Genomic DNA, 17406 nt, shown 5'->3' with positions numbered 1-17406 from the left:
TTAAAGTTGTGACTCGCCAGGCAGGTAACTCACAAAACCGACCTTAAAACGCTCCCACCAACTACTATAAGGTTCATGTAGATAGGTGGTTGTTTTACCGGCTACCGTTTTAGACCAAATAATATCTCCCTGTTGTAGTGATAGCTCAAAAGCAATGCGGCTAATAAGGCTATCAAACTGCTCAGCAACAGACATTGATAAGTCAGGTGCATCGAGGATCACACCAATCTCGGTATTTTCATAAAAAGAACGTGGATCTAAATTCAATGAACCGATAAAAGTCGACTGCCTATCGATAATAAAATACTTTGCGTGTAGGCTAGCCTTAGATTTCCCCCAAATAGAGGATTTTTTATTATCTGCTTTGCTATAAACAGATTTAGAAGTAAGTAACTGGCTGTCCATCTCATAGAGTTTCACCCCCATTTTTAATAGTTTTTTTCGATACTTTGAATAACCTGCATGCACAACCATCACATCGTTTGACTTTAGTGAGTTGGTTAGTATTTTAATTTCAATGCCACGTTCAATAAGCTCAGCAAAGAATGCAAGCCCCTCATCTCCCGGCACAAAATAGGGGGACACAATAATTAACTCCTGTTTAACGGCGTTAATATGTGGTGCGAGCTGCGGTGCAAGATGATACTTTTTTTTGTCTCTGGAAGCGGTTATTTTATTGGGGCTATCAACCAACAAATAGGCTTCTCCACTATAGACTTTTACATCATTAGACTGGATTAACTCCCCCAATTTATTCGCTTTTAACTCTTTTACATAATGATGGTCTTGCTTTGTTTCCAGCATCTCAGCTACCTGTAGCGAAATAGAATCAATGGTTTGATCATCCCATTGATGATCAGACAGTAATTGAACAGAGTAACTAAGCGGGTGATTCCAATACTCATCAAAAGAGCCTGAAACGGCCTCTACAATGGGCCCTGTTAATGCAACATCGAGATCACCAAAAACGATATTATCATCGGCACCAAAGTAAGTATCGCCAATATTACGCCCACCTAAAATGGTGATACTGCCATCAACCGTCAGTGATTTGTTATGCATGCGCCGGGTAATCGAACCAAACTGAGTAACAAACTGAGAACCTCTATTTTTTCCGCGAATGAAGGGATTAAATAGGCGAATATTAATGTTGGGATGGCTACTTAACGCACTTAAATTTTTATCTTTTCCCTGCATATCCATATCATCAAGTAATAACCTAATACGGACACCACGCTCAGCGGCTTGCCATAATGCAGCAGTTAATAAGCCGCCACTTAAATCTGAATGATAGAGATAGTATTGCAGATCGACACTCTTGTGCGCAGCATTAATCAATGATAAACGCGCTACAAAAGCATCAATGCCGTCATCTAATAACAACATAGTCACCGCGTCATCTGCTAATCCAGCTTGTCGATTAGCATTGATAACCTGTTTTTCTATTATGCTATTACTGGACTTTTCAAAAGCGTAATTTGCGACGCTGCTGTTCTGGGGTAGGCTACTGCAGGCAGTTAACAGAAAAAACAGCAATAAACTGATTAATGAACGAAACATTTCAACTCCCTATGAAATAGTAGAAAACGTGTACTTAATCGACGTATTGTTTAATGATCATATCCACGACCATATCAATAACTAACTGTTGTTTTTGATCATCAGGAAAAGGCGAACAGTGCAACATCTGCGGCCAAAAATAGAAACCTTTAATGACCGCAACAAACTGTTCGCTAACAAACTCAGGATGGTTACTTTTGATGACACCATCTGTACACGCATCCACGAACCAAGTATTGATAGGATAAGTATATTGATCCAGTTTTTCCATTGTTGATGAAACTAAAGCAGGGTTATTAAGCGCTTCACGGATAAATACTTTAGTGCCCGCCATCACCTCTTTACTTTTCAGCAGCTTAATTTCTGCTTCAACTAGTCTTTTTAATTGGGGTTTTATCGGTTTATTTTTTTCATATTTAAAGTTTTCAAACATACATAACATGTTAACCATTTCAGAAGCTATCTCATCAAACAATAGCTCTTTACTGGTAAAATGGTTATATACCGTGCGCTTTGAGACCCCCGCAATATGCGCAATATTATCCATGCTCGCATGCTGAAAGCCTTTTTCTTGAAACTCTTGCATCGCTGCATCGATAATCGCTTTTTTCTTCAATTGCGAGCGCGTTACTTTAAGAGGAGTCATTGCTTATCACTTTAATAAAAATTATTTTTAACCATATTACACTAACGAGTTTACTTTTTAAACAAACCCCAATAAACTACACTCGCAAGTTTACTTTGTGAGGCGTTATGTTAAAAATCAGTATAACTTTAATTTTCTTGGTTTTATTTTTTTCAGTGATAGGAGGCTATATGTCAACCAAATCAACAGCACAATCAACACCAAAGACAAAAGCCCATCATGCTGAAAAAGGCTTTGTAAATACAGATTCTGCAATGCCAGAAGATGCCTCTATGACAACAATGCTTTATCGCTTAATTGCAGAGAAGCGTGTTGATCCAAAGCCAACTGAAGCGATTCCAGTAAAATCGTTAACTGCCCAGCAATTAAATACAATTGCTATCGATGAAGAAGTATTAGTACGTTTAGGTCATTCAAGTATCTTCCTGCAGTTAGCAGGGCAAAAAATACTGATTGACCCCGTATTCTCTGAACGTGCCTCACCCTTTTCTTTTATTGGCCCAAAACGCTTTCACCAACCGCCTATTAAGCTGCAGCAACTTGAAGCGATAGATCTGGTCATTATTTCTCACGATCATTATGACCACCTAGATAAAACAGCGATTAAAGAACTTAAAGATAAAGTGAAGCACTTTGTTGTGCCATTAGGTGTTGATCAACATTTGATTGATTGGGGAGTGGCAGAGCATAAAATAACCGCTTTAGACTGGTGGGAAAACACTGAAATTCAGGGGCTGAAAGTTACCTCAACACCTACCCAGCATTTTTCTGGCAGAACCTTAACGGATCGTAATAAAACATTATGGAGCTCTTACGTGTTGCAATCAGCAACAAGTAACCTCTATTTCAGTGGTGATTCTGGTTACTTTTCCGGCTTCAAAGAGATCGGAGATCGCTTTGGCCCATTTGATATCACCATGGTTGAAACCGGTGCTTATGATAAAAATTGGCCAGGCATCCACATGACACCAAAGCAAAGCTTGCAAGCGCATTTGGACTTACAAGGAAAGGTGATGCTGCCAATTCATAATGGTACTTTTGATTTGGCGTTTCATAGTTGGTACGAACCACTGCAACGTATTAGTGTGCTTGCAGAAGAGCAAGGAGTGACACTTGCAACACCGATTATGGGCAGTATCCTCAACATTCAAAACATTCCTCAAAGTATTGCTTGGTGGCATCAGGAACAACAGGTTGAGCCTAAAGAAGTGGTGATGAGTGAAGTAACTTCGCTATAAATATAAGCATCGGGGCGCTTAATTATGCATACTATCAACCACCTTTATTATTTTGATAATTTATTATGCCCCTAAAAATTAAAGAGAGTGACCTCTACCAACCCATTAAAAACCACCTTCAAGCATTAGGTTTTGAAGTAAAAGGTGAGATCAAGGATTGTGATATTGTTGCTAAACTAGGCGATCAAGTGATCGTAATCGAGCTTAAATTGAGCCTTAATATCACCCTCTTATTACAAGCAGTGGATCGTTTTTCTGTTGCTGATGATATCTATATTGCGGTTCCTAAACAGTGCACCATCTATAAGAAACAGGCTAAGCAGGTTAAAAAATTAATTAAACGCTTAGGCATTGGCTTAATTATCGTTGATGTACAAAAAACAACACAATATGTAGAAGTGGTGTTTGACCCACAGGATTACACGCCACGTAAAAACAAGCGTAAGCAAAGTGCCTTATTAAAAGAGTTTGAACAACGCATCGGGGATACACAAAAGGGCGGTTCAACACGTGCTAAAGCCGGGTTAACTGCATACCGTCAACGCTGTATTCGTGTTGCACAATATTTACTGACGCAACCGATGGCAAAGGGTGCTGAAATAAAAAATGCGATTGGTGAGGAGCAAGCAACACAATTTTTAAGTGCTAACTATTACGGTTGGTTTGAAAAGGTTGAACGTGGGGTTTATCAGTTATCTAAAAAAGGTATAAATGAGCTCCCAGAGTGGCTTTAGTCTCATCAAGTTTCATGTGAAACATTGTTGGATCATTACGCGATCAGGTTAATAATATAAATTACCAAGATGCTTAAAACAAAAAAGGCGACCCTAAGGTCGCCTTTTTACGAAAGTGTGAATACCTACTTACGTGTTAACTTAATAGCACGTAACTGTGCAACAGCTTGCGCAAGTTGTGCAGTTACCAATGCAAAATCAATATCGTTAGATGGATTTAACATTTGCTCTTCGGCAGCACGTTTAGCGTCTTCTGCTTTCGCTTGGTCAAGATCTTGACCACGAATTGCAGTATCAGCTAAAACAGTAACGCCGCCAGGCTGTACTTCAAGAAAACCGCCTGAGATATAAATGACTTCTTCACCGCCACCTTGCTTCACCAATTGCACCATTCCTGGCTTAATGGGTGTCAGTAGTGGTGTGTGACCAGGCATAATGCCGAGTTCACCTTCTTGACCAGATACTGAAAGGTGTGAAACTCGTCCTGAAAACAGAGACGTTTCTGCACTTACAACATCTAAATGTGTGGTCATTGCTTTAGTCATAGTAACCTCCAGCTATTATAAGCTTTTCGCTTTTTCAACAGCTTCTTCAATTGCACCTACGTATAGGAACGCTTGCTCAGGTATATCATCGTAATCGCCAGCGATTAACCCTTTAAAGCCAGCTAATGTGTCTTTAAGTGGTACGTAAATACCAGGTTCACCAGTGAATACTTCAGCTACGTGGTAAGGCTGAGTTAAGAATTTCTCAACTTTACGCGCACGAGATACGATTAACTTATCTTCTTCAGATAACTCATCCATACCTAGGATAGCGATGATATCTTTAAGCTCTTTATAACGCTGTAAGATACCTTGTACACCACGTGCAACATCGTAATGATCTTGACCAACAACTAATGGATCAAGTTGACGAGATGTAGAATCAAGTGGATCGATTGCAGGGTAAAGACCTAGCGATGCGATATTACGTGATAATACAACTGTTGCGTCTAAGTGAGCAAAGGTTGTAGCTGGTGATGGATCCGTTAAATCATCGGCAGGTACATATACCGCTTGGATTGATGTAATAGAACCTGTTTTAGTAGAGGTAATACGCTCTTGTAAAACACCCATCTCTTCAGCAAGTGTTGGCTGGTAACCAACGGCTGATGGCATACGACCTAGTAGCGCTGATACTTCAGTTCCGGCTAGTGTGTAACGGTAGATGTTATCAATGAATAGAAGTACGTCTTTACCTTCATCACGGAAACGCTCAGCCATTGTAAGACCTGTCAGGGCAACGCGTAAACGGTTTCCTGGCGGCTCATTCATTTGACCGTATACCATTGCTACTTTAGATAACTCAGGTTTTTCAACGTTTACAACGCCAGCTTCCTGCATCTCAAAGTAGAAATCATTACCTTCACGAGTACGCTCACCAACACCAGCAAAAACAGACAAACCTGAATGTTTAAGTGCGATGTTATTGATAAGTTCCATCATGTTTACTGTTTTACCAACACCTGCACCACCGAATAGACCGATTTTACCGCCTTTTGCGAATGGACAGATTAAGTCGATAACTTTAATACCAACTTCTAGTGTATCAACAGATGAAGATTGCTCTTCGTATGATGGTGCTGCACGGTGAATTTCGTATTGTTCAGTTGCTTCAACTGGACCACATTCATCGATTGGCTCACCTAATACATTCATGATACGGCCTAGTGTAGCCGTACCAACAGGTACTGTGATTGCATGTTTAGTATCAGTAACTTCTAAACCACGACTTAAACCTTCAGAAGCACCCATAGCGATACAACGTACAACGCCGCCACCAATCTGTTGCTGCACTTCCATAGTAAGGTTTTTTTCAGTCACGATCAGTGCACTGTATATATTCGGAACATCTGCTTGTGGGAATTCAACATCCACAACAGCGCCGATAATCTGTACGATTTTACCTGAACTCATTTCTGATCCTCTAAAATCTTTATTTAAAATTATACCGCAGCCGCACCACCACAAATCTCAGACAGTTCCTGAGTAATTGCAGATTGACGTGCTTTATTGGCAACAAGTTGTAAATCATCAATTAAGTCACTTGCGTTATCTGTTGCAGCTTTCATTGCAACCATACGTGAAACTTGTTCACACGCTAAGTTTTCAACTACTGCTTGATACACTTGAGATTCAACATAACGAACTAATAATGCGTCTAAAATATCTTTAGCGTCACCTTCGTAAATGTAATCCCAGTGATGGGCAGCAACTTCATGATCATCATCTGCTTTTGGCAGAGGTAATAACTGATTGATTGTAGGTTCTTGTACCATAGTACTAACGAATTTATTGTTCACTATGTATAAGCGATCAAGTTCACCTGCATCGTAAGCGTCTAACATGATTTTTACCGAACCGATTAAATCATCAATCGCCGGAGCATCACCTAATGCTGTTGCTTGAGCAACAATATTAGCGCCTAAATTACCAAAGAAAGCAGTTGCTTTAGAACCAACAAGGGCTAAATCAACTTCAACACCAGCTTCACTGTGTGCTTGCATCTCTTGGATAACCGGTTTAAACAAGTTAATGTTTAAACCACCACATAAACCACGATCACTTGAAATGACAATATAACCAACACGCTTAATCTCTCTTTCTTCAAGATAAGGGTGATGGTATTCCAAGTTACCTAATGCGATATGACCGATCACTTTGCGCATAGTTGTGGCATACGAAAGACTGCTTTCCATGCGCTGTTGCGCACGACGCATTTTCGATGCAGCTACCATTTCCATCGCACCAGTGATCTTTTGAGTGTTTTTTACACTCGCGATCTTATTTCTAATTTCTTTATCGCCGGCCATCTCTAACTCCTAATTAATGCTCAACTAACGGCTTTCGCCGTTAATTAATTACCAGGTTTGCGTTGCAACGAAAGATTCCAAGATAGACTTAAATTGTCCTTCGATCTCTTTGTTGTAATCACCAGATTCATTAATTTGAGCATAGAACTCAGCATGCTCATTTTTAGCGTAAGAGATTAATGATGCTTCAAAGTCTAATACTTTTTCAACATCGACATCATTTAAGAAGCCTTTCTCTGCCGAAAATAGTGATAACGCTTGTTCAACAACTGACATCGGAGCATATTGTTTCTGCTTCATTAATTCAGTTACTTTTTTACCATGGTCAAGCTGTTTACGCGTTGCTTCATCTAAGTCAGATGCGAACTGTGCAAAGGCTGCTAATTCACGGTATTGCGCTAAGGCAGTACGGATACCACCAGAAAGCTTTTTAATCACTTTACACTGAGCAGCACCACCAACACGAGATACAGAGATACCTGGATCTACCGCTGGACGTACACCATTATTGAATAATTCAGTCGTTAAGAAGATCTGACCATCAGTAATAGAGATTACGTTAGTGGGTACGAATGCAGATACATCGCCCGCTTGTGTTTCGATGATTGGTAATGCAGTTAATGAACCTGTTTTACCTTTCACTTCACCTTTCGTAAATGTCTCAACATAGTGAGCACTTACACGAGATGCACGTTCTAGAAGACGTGAATGAAGGTAGAATACATCACCAGGGTATGCTTCACGACCAGGTGGACGTTTAAGCAGTAGTGAGATTTGACGATAAGCAACAGCTTGCTTAGAAAGATCATCATATACAATCAGTGCATCTTCACCGCGATCACGGAAGTATTCACCCATTGAACAACCAGCATATGGTGCTAGGTATTGTAGAGCAGCGGCTTCAGAAGCAGATGCTACAACAACGATAGTATTTTCTAACGCGCCATGCTCTTCAAGTTTACGTACTACATTCGCAATCGTTGACGCTTTTTGGCCAATCGCTACGTATACAGAGTATAAACCTGTTGATTTTTGGTTAATGATTGCATCGATCGCGATAGCAGTTTTACCTACTTGACGGTCACCGATGATAAGTTCACGTTGACCACGACCGATTGGAATCATCGAATCGATTGATTTCCAACCAGTTTGAACTGGTTGATCAACAGATTTACGATCGATTACACCTGGTGCGATAACTTCGATAGGAGAGAAACCATCGTTTTCGATTGGTCCTTTACCATCAATCGGCTCACCCATTGTGTTTACAACACGACCAAGAAGACCTTTACCTACTGGTACTTCAAGAATACGACCAGTTGATTTTACCTTTTCACCTTCTTTAAGGTCACGGTAAGGTCCCATTACAACAGCACCTACCGAGTCACGCTCAAGGTTAAGTGCCATAGCAAAGCTACCATTTGGTAGTTCGATCATCTCACCTTGCATACATTCAGCAAGGCCGTTGATGCGAATAATACCATCGCTTACAGAAACGATTGTACCTTCATTTCGCGCTTCGCTTACCGCTTCGAATTTTCCAATTCGTTGCTTGATAAGATCGCTAATTTCAGTGGAATTCAGTTGCATGCTAACTTCCCATTAAGATTGTAAAGTATTAGATAAACGAGTTAGTTGACCGCTAGCTGTGCTATCAATCACTAAATCACCCGCTGTAATTACCATTCCGGCAATTAACGACTTATCAATACTACAATTTAGGTTTACTTTTCGTGCGAGACGTTTTTCTAACGATTTACTCAACTCAGTTTTTTGTGTTTTAGAAAGTGCATAAGCAGAGACAACATTTGCGTCGACCTCTTTTTTATACTCAGTTTCTAATTCTACATAAAGTTGGGCAACGCGAGGCAAAACACTCAAACGTCCATTTTCAGCTAATAGCTTAATCAAGTTCTGACCATTCTCATCGAGTTGGTCATCACAAACACTAAGAAATAGATTAGCTAACTCTTGTGGTGCTTTATCGCGTGTCAATATGTTTGCCATGGTTGCATCTTGTGCAACTTCAGCAGCAAAAAACAACATCGTAGACCAAGCTTCGATATTATTATTACTAACAGCAAATTCAAAAGCGGCTCTTGCATAAGGACGAGCTACAGTAGTCAATTCAGACATAACCAAGTTCCTTATAGTTCAGCAACCAATTTATCAATAATGTCGCTATTCGCTTCTTTATCAATTGAACGCTTAATGATTTTCTCAGCACCCGCGATAGCTAACGTAGCAACTTGTTGACGTAACTCTTCACGAGCACGATTACGTTCTGCTTCAACTTCAGCTTCACCTTGCGCGATAATTTTATCTCGCTCAACTTCACCTTCGTTTTTAGCTTCTTCAACAATTTGTGTACGACGCTTATTAGCTTGATCAATAATCTCAGCAGCTTGCACTTTAGCTTCTTTCAACTGTTCAGTTGCTTTAGCTTGAGCAAGTTCAAGATTTTTTCCTGCACGTTCAGCTTGTGTAAGACCATCAGCAATTTTCTTTTGACGCGCTTCGATCGCATCTAAAAGTGGTGGCCACACGTACTTCATGCAGAACCAAACAAATACCGCAAATGCGATAGCTTGGCCAATTAGGGTTGCATTTATATTCATAACAGCTCCTCAATAATTTAAGTTAATTAGGATCCGTTATTAGCCAACTAGTTGACTTACAAATGGGTTTGCAAATGTGAAGAATAATGCAATACCAACACCGATCATTGCGATTGCATCGATAAGACCAGCAACGATGAACATTTTAACTTGTAGCATAGGTGCCATTTCAGGTTGACGTGCTGCACCCTCTAGGAATTTACCACCTAAGATACCAAAACCGATTGCTGTACCAGCTGCGCCTAGACCAATTAAAAGTGCTACAGCGATTGCAGTAAAACCTAATACTGTTTCCATGAAAATTCTCCAAATATAAATAAATTGTTTTAATGATTAAAAGTAATTACTTAAAAGTAAAAATTAATGTCATACCTAAATATTAATTAATGATCTTCGTGTGCCATGCTGAGATATACAATCGTCAACATCATAAAGATAAAGGCTTGTAGAACAATAATTAAAATATGGAATACGGCCCACGGGAAGTGAAGTGGTAACTGCCAGTAACCCAATAATGCTATCAAAATAAAGATTAACTCACCGGCATATAAGTTTCCGAATAAACGTAGACCTAATGAAACAGGTTTCGCAAGTAGCGTAACAGATTCAAGAAGGAAGTTTACTGGGATAAATGCCCAATGGTTAAATGGTTGCATAGTCAGTTCTTTTACGAACCCACCAAACCCTTTAACTTTGATAGTGTAATAGATGATTAAAGCGAAGACACTCAAGGACATACCAAGTGTTACGTTTAAATCAGTTGTAGGTACAACTTTAAGATAAGGAACTCCGACAGCTTGCGCAGCGTGAGGCAATAGATCAACAGGAACTAAATCCATTAGGTTCATTAAGAAAACCCAAGCGAAAATAGTTAATGCTAAAGGTGCGATCAAGGCATTTTTACCATGAAACGTATCTTTTACATTTTCATCTACAAATTCAACCACCATTTCAATGAAACACTGTAACTTACCAGGTACACCGACAGTTGATTTTTTTGCAACACTGCGAAACAACCAAAGAAATAATACACCGAGAACTACTGCTACTAGCAGAGAATCGACGTGAAAAGTCCAAAATCCAGCATCATGAGCATTCCATCCACCATCAACACTCCATGTAAGGTTTGTTAAATGATGTTGGATATAACTTGATGATGTTAGAGCTTCACCTTGACTAGACATGTTTTATCCCATCGTTGTTGTAAAAAAAGAAAGGCGACAACCACTGTGAGACTACTAGTAATGAAAACGAAATATAAAAGGCTATTAATGATAACGATCCATATTTCAAAAACACTACAAAGAGAAGCACAGTTAAAAGAAGTTTTATAGCCTCTCCTGCGTAAAACCCCCTAACTACTTTTTTAGTTTGTCTTGCACCTGCATGCGCAAATGCCATCAAAACAAAAATTAAATTAGGAAGCCAAAAAGTAATTCCACCTGCTAATGCTGAATAACCAGATTTAGCGGAAGAAAATACTGTTAAAACCAATGCTATTATTAGCACAAGTAACAATTGAAAAGCCACCAATTTCAGTCCAGACCTCTGACTTTTTTTTGCTAGTTTATCAACCATTATGATTTCCTTTAATTATTTAATTTGTGACAAAAAAGCTATATTTCTTAACAACTTTCATGACCCAGATTAAAACATGCGCAAATTATACCGACAACGTGCCCTAATGCAATATCCCACAGCAGTTGTTGAGTAGGTTTACGGTTTATATCTTATTTTTGAAATAAATTAAATAATTGTTAATCCCGCAACATTTTACATACAACTACTTTAAGTTGATATCAGTCATGGCTATTTTTTTTATCAATAACTGACATTAAGTTTTCTAAATCTGAAATGGATTCAAAATTAATGACTAATTTACCTGCCCCCTTCTTACTCGTCTTGGCAGTAACGTTTAACCCCAAGTTAGCTTTAAAGCTACTGATTAGATAATCAAATTCATCAGTAGGTGGTACTTTACTCACTTCATTTGTATTATTATACGATTTTTTAACAAGTCGCTCAGTTTCTCTTACTGTTAATCCTTTTTTCGCTACGATTTTAGCAAGATCTGATTGTTTTTCGGGCTCACTACTCAGCAAAGCGCGCGCATGCCCCATTTCAATCGCCCCTTTTTCAAGTAAAATCTTTACATCTGTATTTAAATTGTTCAATCGAAGTAGGTTACTTACAGTCGTTCGTGATTTTCCAACAGCAGTCGCAACTTCATTATGAGTAAGTTCAAACTCTTCTAATAAACGCTTATAAGCAACAGCTTCTTCCATTGCATTAAGGTTTTCACGTTGAATATTTTCAATTAAAGCGATGGCAATGGCTGCGTGATCTTCAACATTTTTGATTAAACAGGGAACGGTTGCTAGGCCTACACTTTTAGCTGCTCGCCATCGACGCTCGCCAGCAATAATCTCATATTTTTGATGACCGGTTTCTCTAACTACAATAGGTTGAATGATACCTTGAGCATGAATTGAGTTAGCTAACTCTTCTAATGCTTGTTCTGACATTTCACGTCGAGGTTGATATTTCCCTGGCTGTAGCTGATCGATATTAAGATCTTGCAGTGCACCTTTAACTTCATCAACAAGCTGTTGGGTTTTTTCTGCATGAAAATCATGTGATACTTGTTTATTACGGTTAACCGTACTGCTACTTAATAAAGAGTCCAACCCTTTACCTAAGCCTCTTTTCTTTCCTAACATGGTTTTTATCCTACTGAGGCGCTTTCTACGCTGACTTCTTTATGTTGCTCTTCACGACGTAGCATCTCTCCTGCTAATGCAAGATATGCTTTCGCGCCACTAGATGATTTATCGTAATACATGACAGGAGAGCCAAAACTAGGCGCTTCTGCAAGGCGAATATTGCGTGGAATAATAGTGCGATAAACCTTTTCGCCGAAGTGTTTTTTTAATTGATCAGAAACATCAGAAGAGAGACGATTTCGTGGATCGTACATAGTACGTAAAATTCCCTCTATCTTAAGATCTGCATTAACCACCGCAGCAAGCTTACTAATAGTATCGACTAACGCGGTCAACCCCTCAAGTGCATAATACTCACACTGCATAGGGACTAAAACAGAATCAGCAGCACTCATTGCATTAATTGTTAACATATTTAAAGAAGGGGGGCAGTCTATAAAGATGTAATCATAATGATCTTTGTAATCTTTTAACGCATTACGCAAACGCATCTCGCGTGAAAAAAGTTCCATTAACTTTACTTCAGCAGCGGTTACATCACTATTAGCAGCCACAAGATCGTAACCACCGGAAGTCTCTTTTTCTATGACACGATCTAATGGCATTTCATCAATCAGAAGATCGTAAGCACTATGGGCAACTTCATATTTATCAATGCCGCTACCCATCGTTGCATTGCCCTGTGGATCTAAATCAATCACTAGTACTTTACGCTTAGTGGCGGCCATAGAGGCAGCTAGATTGACGCAGGTAGTTGTTTTTCCTACGCCACCTTTTTGATTTGCAACTGCAATAATTTTACCCACAAAAACCTACTTAAATAATTAGTTATGAAACAAGCTCCACCTTTACTAAACAACGCTCACCTTCAAGGTTAGGAACTTGTAATGCGATTGACTCAATAAACGTAAACTGCTTATCGAGCATCTTTATCTCTTGCTCAGGAAATTGTCCTTTAAGTGCTAAGAAATGCCCGTTTGTATTAGGCAAATGTTTACACCAAAAGAGCATATCTTCTAACGAAGCAAAAGCACGGCTTAAAACGACATCAAACTTTTCTTCAGGTTGATATTCTTCAACACGACTTTGTACAAACTCAACATTTTTGAGGCCGAGTTCCAACACTGCTTGGCGAATAAAACGCAAACGTTTACCTAAACTATCCAATAAAACAAATTGTTTATCGGGATTTAAGATCGCAAGTGGTAAACCAGGCAAACCTGGTCCTGTACCAACATCGATTAAGCGTTGGCCCTGCAGGTGAGGAGAAACAACTATACTGTCCATGATATGTTTGACAAGCATTTGCTGTGGATCTCTTACAGAAGTGAGATTGTACGCTTTATTCCACTTAGCAAGTAACTCAACTAGTTGAATTAATTTATTTTGTTGATCCGCAGGAATCGATAACTCAGTTTCTGCTAGCATCGTTTGAAGTTGTTCTAATAAACTCATTTTTATATTGCCTTACGCTTTAAACCATTTTTCTTTAAATAAATTAGCAGGATAGAGATTGCTGCTGGAGTAATACCTGAAATTCGTGATGCTTGACCAATACTTTCTGGCTTAATTTCGTTTAGTTTAACTACGACTTCAGTCGATAAACCTTTAATATCTGAATAGTTAAGTTCAATAGGCAATACAGTGTCTTCGTAGCGTTTCAACTTAGCTATTTCATCTAATTGACGATCAATATAACCTTGATATTTAATCTTTATTTCAACTTGCTCTGCCGCTTTTTTATCTTCAAGCGCAGGACCTAAGCCTTCCACTTTCATTAAGTCACTATAATTCACTTCAGGTCTGCGAATCATTGCTTCTAGCGTACTTTCACGTTGCATCGGTTGCTTAAGTAATTCATTAATCTGCGCAGCATTTACTGAGTTAGGATTAACCCATTGACCTTTTAAACGTTGACATTCACGTTCAACCGATTCTTGTTTATCAGAAAAAGCTTTCCAACGGATATCGTCAACTAAACCAAGTTCACGACCTTTTTCAGTTAAACGAGTATCTGCATTGTCTTCACGTAGCAATAAACGATATTCAGCACGACTTGTAAACATTCGGTAAGGTTCTTTAGTACCTAACGTTGAGAGGTCATCCACTAATACACCGGTGTAAGCTTCATCACGACGAGGGCACCACCCCTCTTTATCTTGTGTTTGTAGGGCAGCGTTCATACCTGCCAATAAACCTTGTGCTGCAGCTTCTTCATAACCGGTTGTACCGTTAATTTGACCAGCAAAAAACAGGCCATCAATGAATTTACTTTCTAACGTCGATTTAAGATCACGTGGATCAAAATAATCGTATTCAATCGCATAACCAGGTCGTGTAACAAATGCATTTTCAAAACCATTCATTGAGCGAATGAAGTCAATTTGAACATCAAATGGTAGACTAGTAGAAATACCATTTGGGTAAACTTCATGTGTTGTTAACCCTTCAGGTTCTACAAATATCTGATGAGAGTTTTTATCAGCGAAACGCATGATTTTATCTTCGATAGAAGGACAGTAACGTGGACCCACGCCGTCGATAACACCGGTATACATCGGGCTTCTATCTAGATTATTACGAATAATATCGTGCGTTTTTTCATTCGTGTGGGTGATATAACAAGGAATTTGACGTGGATGCTCGCTTGCTTTACCCATAAATGAGAAAGTAGGGATTGGCGTATCACCATGCTGAACTTCTAACTTGGAAAAATCGATTGAGCGTGCATCAATACGTGCTGGTGTACCGGTTTTTAAACGACCCATACGAATTGGAAGATCTTTTAAACGTTCAGCTAAACCGATAGAAGCAGGATCGCCTGCTCGGCCACCACTGTAATTTTTTAAACCAATATGGATTAAACCATTCAAAAAAGTGCCCACGGTTAACACAACAGTTTTAGCTGAAAATTTAACGCCCATCTTGGTAACAACACCGCTAACACGGTCATTTTCCACAATCAGATCTTCAACTTCTTGCTGGAATATTTTTAAGTTTTCTTGATTCTCTAATTTCTCACGAATAGCCGCTTTGTATAATAATCTATCTGCTTGAGCACGAGTTGCACGAACGGCAGGGCCCTTACTTGAATTAAGGGTTCTGAATTGAATACCACCTTTGTCAATTGCATTAGCCATGAGACCACCCAATGCATCAACTTCTTTCACTAGATGTCCTTTACCGATGCCACCAATGGCTGGGTTACATGACATTTGACCTAGCGTTTCAATGTTATGTGTTAATAATAACGTATTCATACCCATACGTGCAGCTGAAGCGGCTGCTTCTGTTCCTGCATGGCCACCGCCAATAACAATCACATCAAAATGTTCGTGGTAATTCATTGTTCATTCCAAAATAGCAGTTAAAAATAAAAAACATATTTTACCTACTTCCTTTGAAATATGACACTACTAAGATCGAATCATTAGTATTAGTAGTATATATAGATCTTTAAAGATCTTTTATTACTATACTTATTAAGCAAACGAAATTCTGTGTAAAAGCCTTATTAAAACTTAAAGATCAGGATCTTAAACTAGATCTGGATCTGTGTGTGATTGTGGATCTAATTGCGTTTAAGTAGGGGATAGAATGGCTAGTTATGCACAGAGGAAATTAACCACAGGTTTACACATAGTTTAAACATATTCCATTAAGGAGTTATAAATACTTTATGCACAAACGACTGTGGGTAACTTATTTACTATTAATCGATCAATTCATTTAGATCTTCAATTAAAAGCGGGATCCAATCAGCCATTCGATCTTCTGGCATTGCATGATCAACAACATCAATTTCTAGTCGCTCTCCGATACGCTGAGCTCCCATCTCTTCAAGAATATAATCAAAGTTTTTGGCTGCCTCACAAAAAGTATCGTAGCTAGAATCACCAATACCAACTAATGCATAACGAACGCCATCTAAAGGAGCATTTACAGACTGTAATTGCTCCATAAAATCTTTAAAGTTTTCTGGGTAATCACCCGCACCATGCGTTGATAAAAAAACCAACCAAATTTGCTCTTCTTGTAGAGACATCTCATTTAAATCTGGTTCTAAATGCATGTCGGTATCAAAAAATGCTTCTTCTAGTAAAGCTTGAGCAGCTTCTGCCACATACTCAGTGCCACCTAATGTGCTACCTACTAATATTTCTATTTGACTCATGTTATTTACTCCTGAAAATTTTCCCTACTATATAGGTAAAAAAAAATTAGGGAACTGATAGGTGTGAACTATAGCTATTCAACTTAAAGGTGCAAAAGAACATTAGTATTTATTAATAGGACGACCATGTGTAAGTTGAAAGTAAATAGGTGTAATGGTGTATGACTCAAATACACTAAATGGATTGAGTTAGGTATTTACCTCAACTAAGGATGTTGGTAACAAAAGTAATCTATGGCATTTATGTGGTTTATGAAAGGTAGGTAATGCTTAGCACTAGGCTTAAAGCTAAATGTGAATAGGTGTTAGAGGCTTGGATGATGACTAATGAAGGTATTAGATAAGGTATTGCATCTTCATATAACGATAAAGCACCGTTTATTGCATGAATTGCACCCACTTTGTTCGCTTATTATTCACTTAGAAATTTTATTGAAATAATCACTAATAAACCCTTGCGAATATGATTGAACTCCCTATAATACGCCGCACAGACAAGGACTGAGGCGCAAGCCACTAACCTAGTCGGAACCAACAAACTCCTAGAGTTTGAGTCGATAAACTTAATAAATTAAGTTGTTGACAAGGTTCACAGGTAGCGTATTATACGCACCTCGCCGAAAGGCACGCTCTTTAACAATTTAATCAAACAATCTGTGTGAGCATTGATAGTAGATTTCAAAATAGTCCTCCTTACTTGTAAGAGGGGACAAAAAGAATCAATATCAATGACACACGAATTAATTCATTAATTCAGAATAACAACAGTACATTGCACTTGTTGCAAAAGTACTTAGTTTTAGTCAGTAATATTGAGTCGCAGTGTTGGTAACAACATTGCACATTAAACTTTAAATTG

At 38.7% G+C, this 17406-nt stretch carries 18 protein-coding genes; 2 read left to right on the top strand and 16 right to left on the bottom strand.

The features are described from left to right. Together QQK09_RS07545 and QQK09_RS07540 are read right to left on the bottom strand one after the other, a co-directional pair. The gene (locus QQK09_RS07545) at positions 1-1560 is read right to left on the bottom strand and encodes a phospholipase D family protein (protein WP_284203519.1); all 1560 of its coding nucleotides are present in this window, start codon (positions 1558-1560) and stop codon (positions 1-3) included. Between the two features lie 34 nt (positions 1561-1594). Beyond that, positions 1595-2206, bottom strand: a complete 612-nt coding sequence (locus tag QQK09_RS07540) for a TetR/AcrR family transcriptional regulator (RefSeq protein ID WP_284203518.1) — start codon at positions 2204-2206, stop codon at positions 1595-1597. A 170-nt stretch (positions 2207-2376) separates the two neighbouring features. Between QQK09_RS07540 and QQK09_RS07535 the strand changes: the two genes are divergently transcribed. Beyond that, positions 2377-3444, top strand: a complete 1068-nt coding sequence (locus QQK09_RS07535) for an MBL fold metallo-hydrolase (RefSeq protein WP_284203517.1) — start codon at positions 2377-2379, stop codon at positions 3442-3444. A gap of 65 nt (positions 3445-3509) precedes the next feature. Next, positions 3510-4178, top strand: coding sequence for a DUF2161 domain-containing phosphodiesterase (locus tag QQK09_RS07530; RefSeq protein WP_284203516.1), 669 nt, complete (start codon positions 3510-3512; stop codon positions 4176-4178). Between the two features lie 125 nt (positions 4179-4303). Here the strand turns inward: QQK09_RS07530 and QQK09_RS07525 are convergent, their stop codons facing one another. From QQK09_RS07525 to mioC, 14 genes are all read right to left on the bottom strand, one after another. Then, on the bottom strand, positions 4304-4723 hold the full coding sequence (locus QQK09_RS07525) for a F0F1 ATP synthase subunit epsilon (RefSeq protein WP_284203515.1): 420 nt from the start codon (positions 4721-4723) through the stop codon (positions 4304-4306). Between the two features lie 15 nt (positions 4724-4738). Continuing rightward, positions 4739-6136, bottom strand: coding sequence for a F0F1 ATP synthase subunit beta (atpD, locus tag QQK09_RS07520; protein WP_284203514.1), 1398 nt, complete (start codon positions 6134-6136; stop codon positions 4739-4741). Positions 6137-6165: 29 nt separating this feature from the next. Beyond that, positions 6166-7032, bottom strand: coding sequence for a F0F1 ATP synthase subunit gamma (gene atpG / locus QQK09_RS07515; RefSeq protein WP_284203513.1), 867 nt, complete (start codon positions 7030-7032; stop codon positions 6166-6168). 48 nt (positions 7033-7080) lie between these two features. After that, entirely contained in the window at positions 7081-8622 is a 1542-nt protein-coding gene (atpA, locus tag QQK09_RS07510) for a F0F1 ATP synthase subunit alpha (RefSeq protein WP_284203512.1), read from the bottom strand. A 12-nt stretch (positions 8623-8634) separates the two neighbouring features. Beyond that, positions 8635-9168 carry a F0F1 ATP synthase subunit delta gene (gene atpH, locus QQK09_RS07505; protein WP_284203511.1) on the bottom strand — a complete coding sequence of 178 codons (534 nt, stop codon included), beginning with the start codon at positions 9166-9168 and terminating at the stop codon, positions 8635-8637. 11 nt (positions 9169-9179) lie between these two features. Next, complete coding sequence (atpF, locus tag QQK09_RS07500; protein WP_284203510.1) at positions 9180-9650, bottom strand: F0F1 ATP synthase subunit B; 471 nt, start codon at positions 9648-9650, stop codon at positions 9180-9182. Positions 9651-9689: 39 nt separating this feature from the next. Then, a complete protein-coding gene (gene atpE / locus QQK09_RS07495; RefSeq protein WP_284203509.1) occupies positions 9690-9947 on the bottom strand; it encodes a F0F1 ATP synthase subunit C in 258 nt (85 codons plus the stop codon). Between the two features lie 86 nt (positions 9948-10033). Then, on the bottom strand, positions 10034-10834 hold the full coding sequence (gene atpB / locus QQK09_RS07490) for a F0F1 ATP synthase subunit A (RefSeq protein WP_284203508.1): 801 nt from the start codon (positions 10832-10834) through the stop codon (positions 10034-10036). Next, complete coding sequence (locus QQK09_RS07485) at positions 10827-11228, bottom strand: ATP synthase subunit I (RefSeq protein WP_284203507.1); 402 nt, start codon at positions 11226-11228, stop codon at positions 10827-10829. Before QQK09_RS07485 ends, atpB begins: the two co-directional genes overlap by 8 nt. 221 nt (positions 11229-11449) lie before the next feature. Next, positions 11450-12370 (bottom strand): ParB/RepB/Spo0J family partition protein, encoded by a 921-nt coding sequence (locus QQK09_RS07480; RefSeq protein ID WP_284203506.1) that lies wholly within the window; start codon positions 12368-12370, stop codon positions 11450-11452. A 5-nt stretch (positions 12371-12375) separates the two neighbouring features. Continuing rightward, positions 12376-13179 carry a ParA family protein gene (locus tag QQK09_RS07475; RefSeq protein ID WP_284203505.1) on the bottom strand — a complete coding sequence of 268 codons (804 nt, stop codon included), beginning with the start codon at positions 13177-13179 and terminating at the stop codon, positions 12376-12378. 22 nt (positions 13180-13201) lie between these two features. Continuing rightward, positions 13202-13828, bottom strand: a complete 627-nt coding sequence (gene rsmG, locus QQK09_RS07470) for a 16S rRNA (guanine(527)-N(7))-methyltransferase RsmG (protein ID WP_284203504.1) — start codon at positions 13826-13828, stop codon at positions 13202-13204. Positions 13829-13830: 2 nt separating this feature from the next. Then, the gene (gene mnmG / locus QQK09_RS07465) at positions 13831-15720 is read right to left on the bottom strand and encodes a tRNA uridine-5-carboxymethylaminomethyl(34) synthesis enzyme MnmG (RefSeq protein ID WP_284203503.1); all 1890 of its coding nucleotides are present in this window, start codon (positions 15718-15720) and stop codon (positions 13831-13833) included. 365 nt (positions 15721-16085) lie between these two features. Beyond that, entirely contained in the window at positions 16086-16547 is a 462-nt protein-coding gene (gene mioC, locus QQK09_RS07460; protein WP_284203502.1) for an FMN-binding protein MioC, read from the bottom strand. Positions 16548-17406 lie beyond the last annotated feature (859 nt).

The sequence above is a fragment of the Psychromonas marina genome (assembly GCF_030161115.1).
Classification (GTDB): Bacteria; Pseudomonadota; Gammaproteobacteria; order Enterobacterales; family Psychromonadaceae; genus Psychromonas; species Psychromonas marina.
Note: the sequence above shows the minus strand (reverse complement) of the source record. Positions and strands in the feature narration are given on the sequence as shown.

Bases quoted from the DNA above. Each gene is read 5' to 3' on its own strand.
- QQK09_RS07485 (WP_284203507.1), bottom strand. From the start codon at position 11,228: ATGGTTGATAAACTAGCAAAAAAAAGTCAGAGGTCTGGACTGAAATTG.
- QQK09_RS07480 (WP_284203506.1), bottom strand. From the start codon at position 12,370: ATGTTAGGAAAGAAAAGAGGCTTAGGTAAAGGGTTGGACTCTTTATTA.
- atpA (WP_284203512.1), bottom strand. From the start codon at position 8,622: ATGCAACTGAATTCCACTGAAATTAGCGATCTTATCAAGCAACGAATT.
- QQK09_RS07525 (WP_284203515.1), bottom strand. From the start codon at position 4,723: ATGACTAAAGCAATGACCACACATTTAGATGTTGTAAGTGCAGAAACG.
- atpG (WP_284203513.1), bottom strand. From the start codon at position 7,032: ATGGCCGGCGATAAAGAAATTAGAAATAAGATCGCGAGTGTAAAAAAC.
- atpH (WP_284203511.1), bottom strand. From the start codon at position 9,168: ATGTCTGAATTGACTACTGTAGCTCGTCCTTATGCAAGAGCCGCTTTT.
- QQK09_RS07535 (WP_284203517.1), top strand. From the start codon at position 2,377: ATGTCAACCAAATCAACAGCACAATCAACACCAAAGACAAAAGCCCAT.
- QQK09_RS07530 (WP_284203516.1), top strand. From the start codon at position 3,510: ATGCCCCTAAAAATTAAAGAGAGTGACCTCTACCAACCCATTAAAAAC.
- atpF (WP_284203510.1), bottom strand. From the start codon at position 9,650: ATGAATATAAATGCAACCCTAATTGGCCAAGCTATCGCATTTGCGGTA.
- QQK09_RS07545 (WP_284203519.1), bottom strand. From the start codon at position 1,560: ATGTTTCGTTCATTAATCAGTTTATTGCTGTTTTTTCTGTTAACTGCC.
- atpE (WP_284203509.1), bottom strand. From the start codon at position 9,947: ATGGAAACAGTATTAGGTTTTACTGCAATCGCTGTAGCACTTTTAATT.
- mnmG (WP_284203503.1), bottom strand. From the start codon at position 15,720: ATGAATTACCACGAACATTTTGATGTGATTGTTATTGGCGGTGGCCAT.
- rsmG (WP_284203504.1), bottom strand. From the start codon at position 13,828: ATGAGTTTATTAGAACAACTTCAAACGATGCTAGCAGAAACTGAGTTA.
- atpD (WP_284203514.1), bottom strand. From the start codon at position 6,136: ATGAGTTCAGGTAAAATCGTACAGATTATCGGCGCTGTTGTGGATGTT.
- mioC (WP_284203502.1), bottom strand. From the start codon at position 16,547: ATGAGTCAAATAGAAATATTAGTAGGTAGCACATTAGGTGGCACTGAG.
- atpB (WP_284203508.1), bottom strand. From the start codon at position 10,834: ATGTCTAGTCAAGGTGAAGCTCTAACATCATCAAGTTATATCCAACAT.
- QQK09_RS07540 (WP_284203518.1), bottom strand. From the start codon at position 2,206: ATGACTCCTCTTAAAGTAACGCGCTCGCAATTGAAGAAAAAAGCGATT.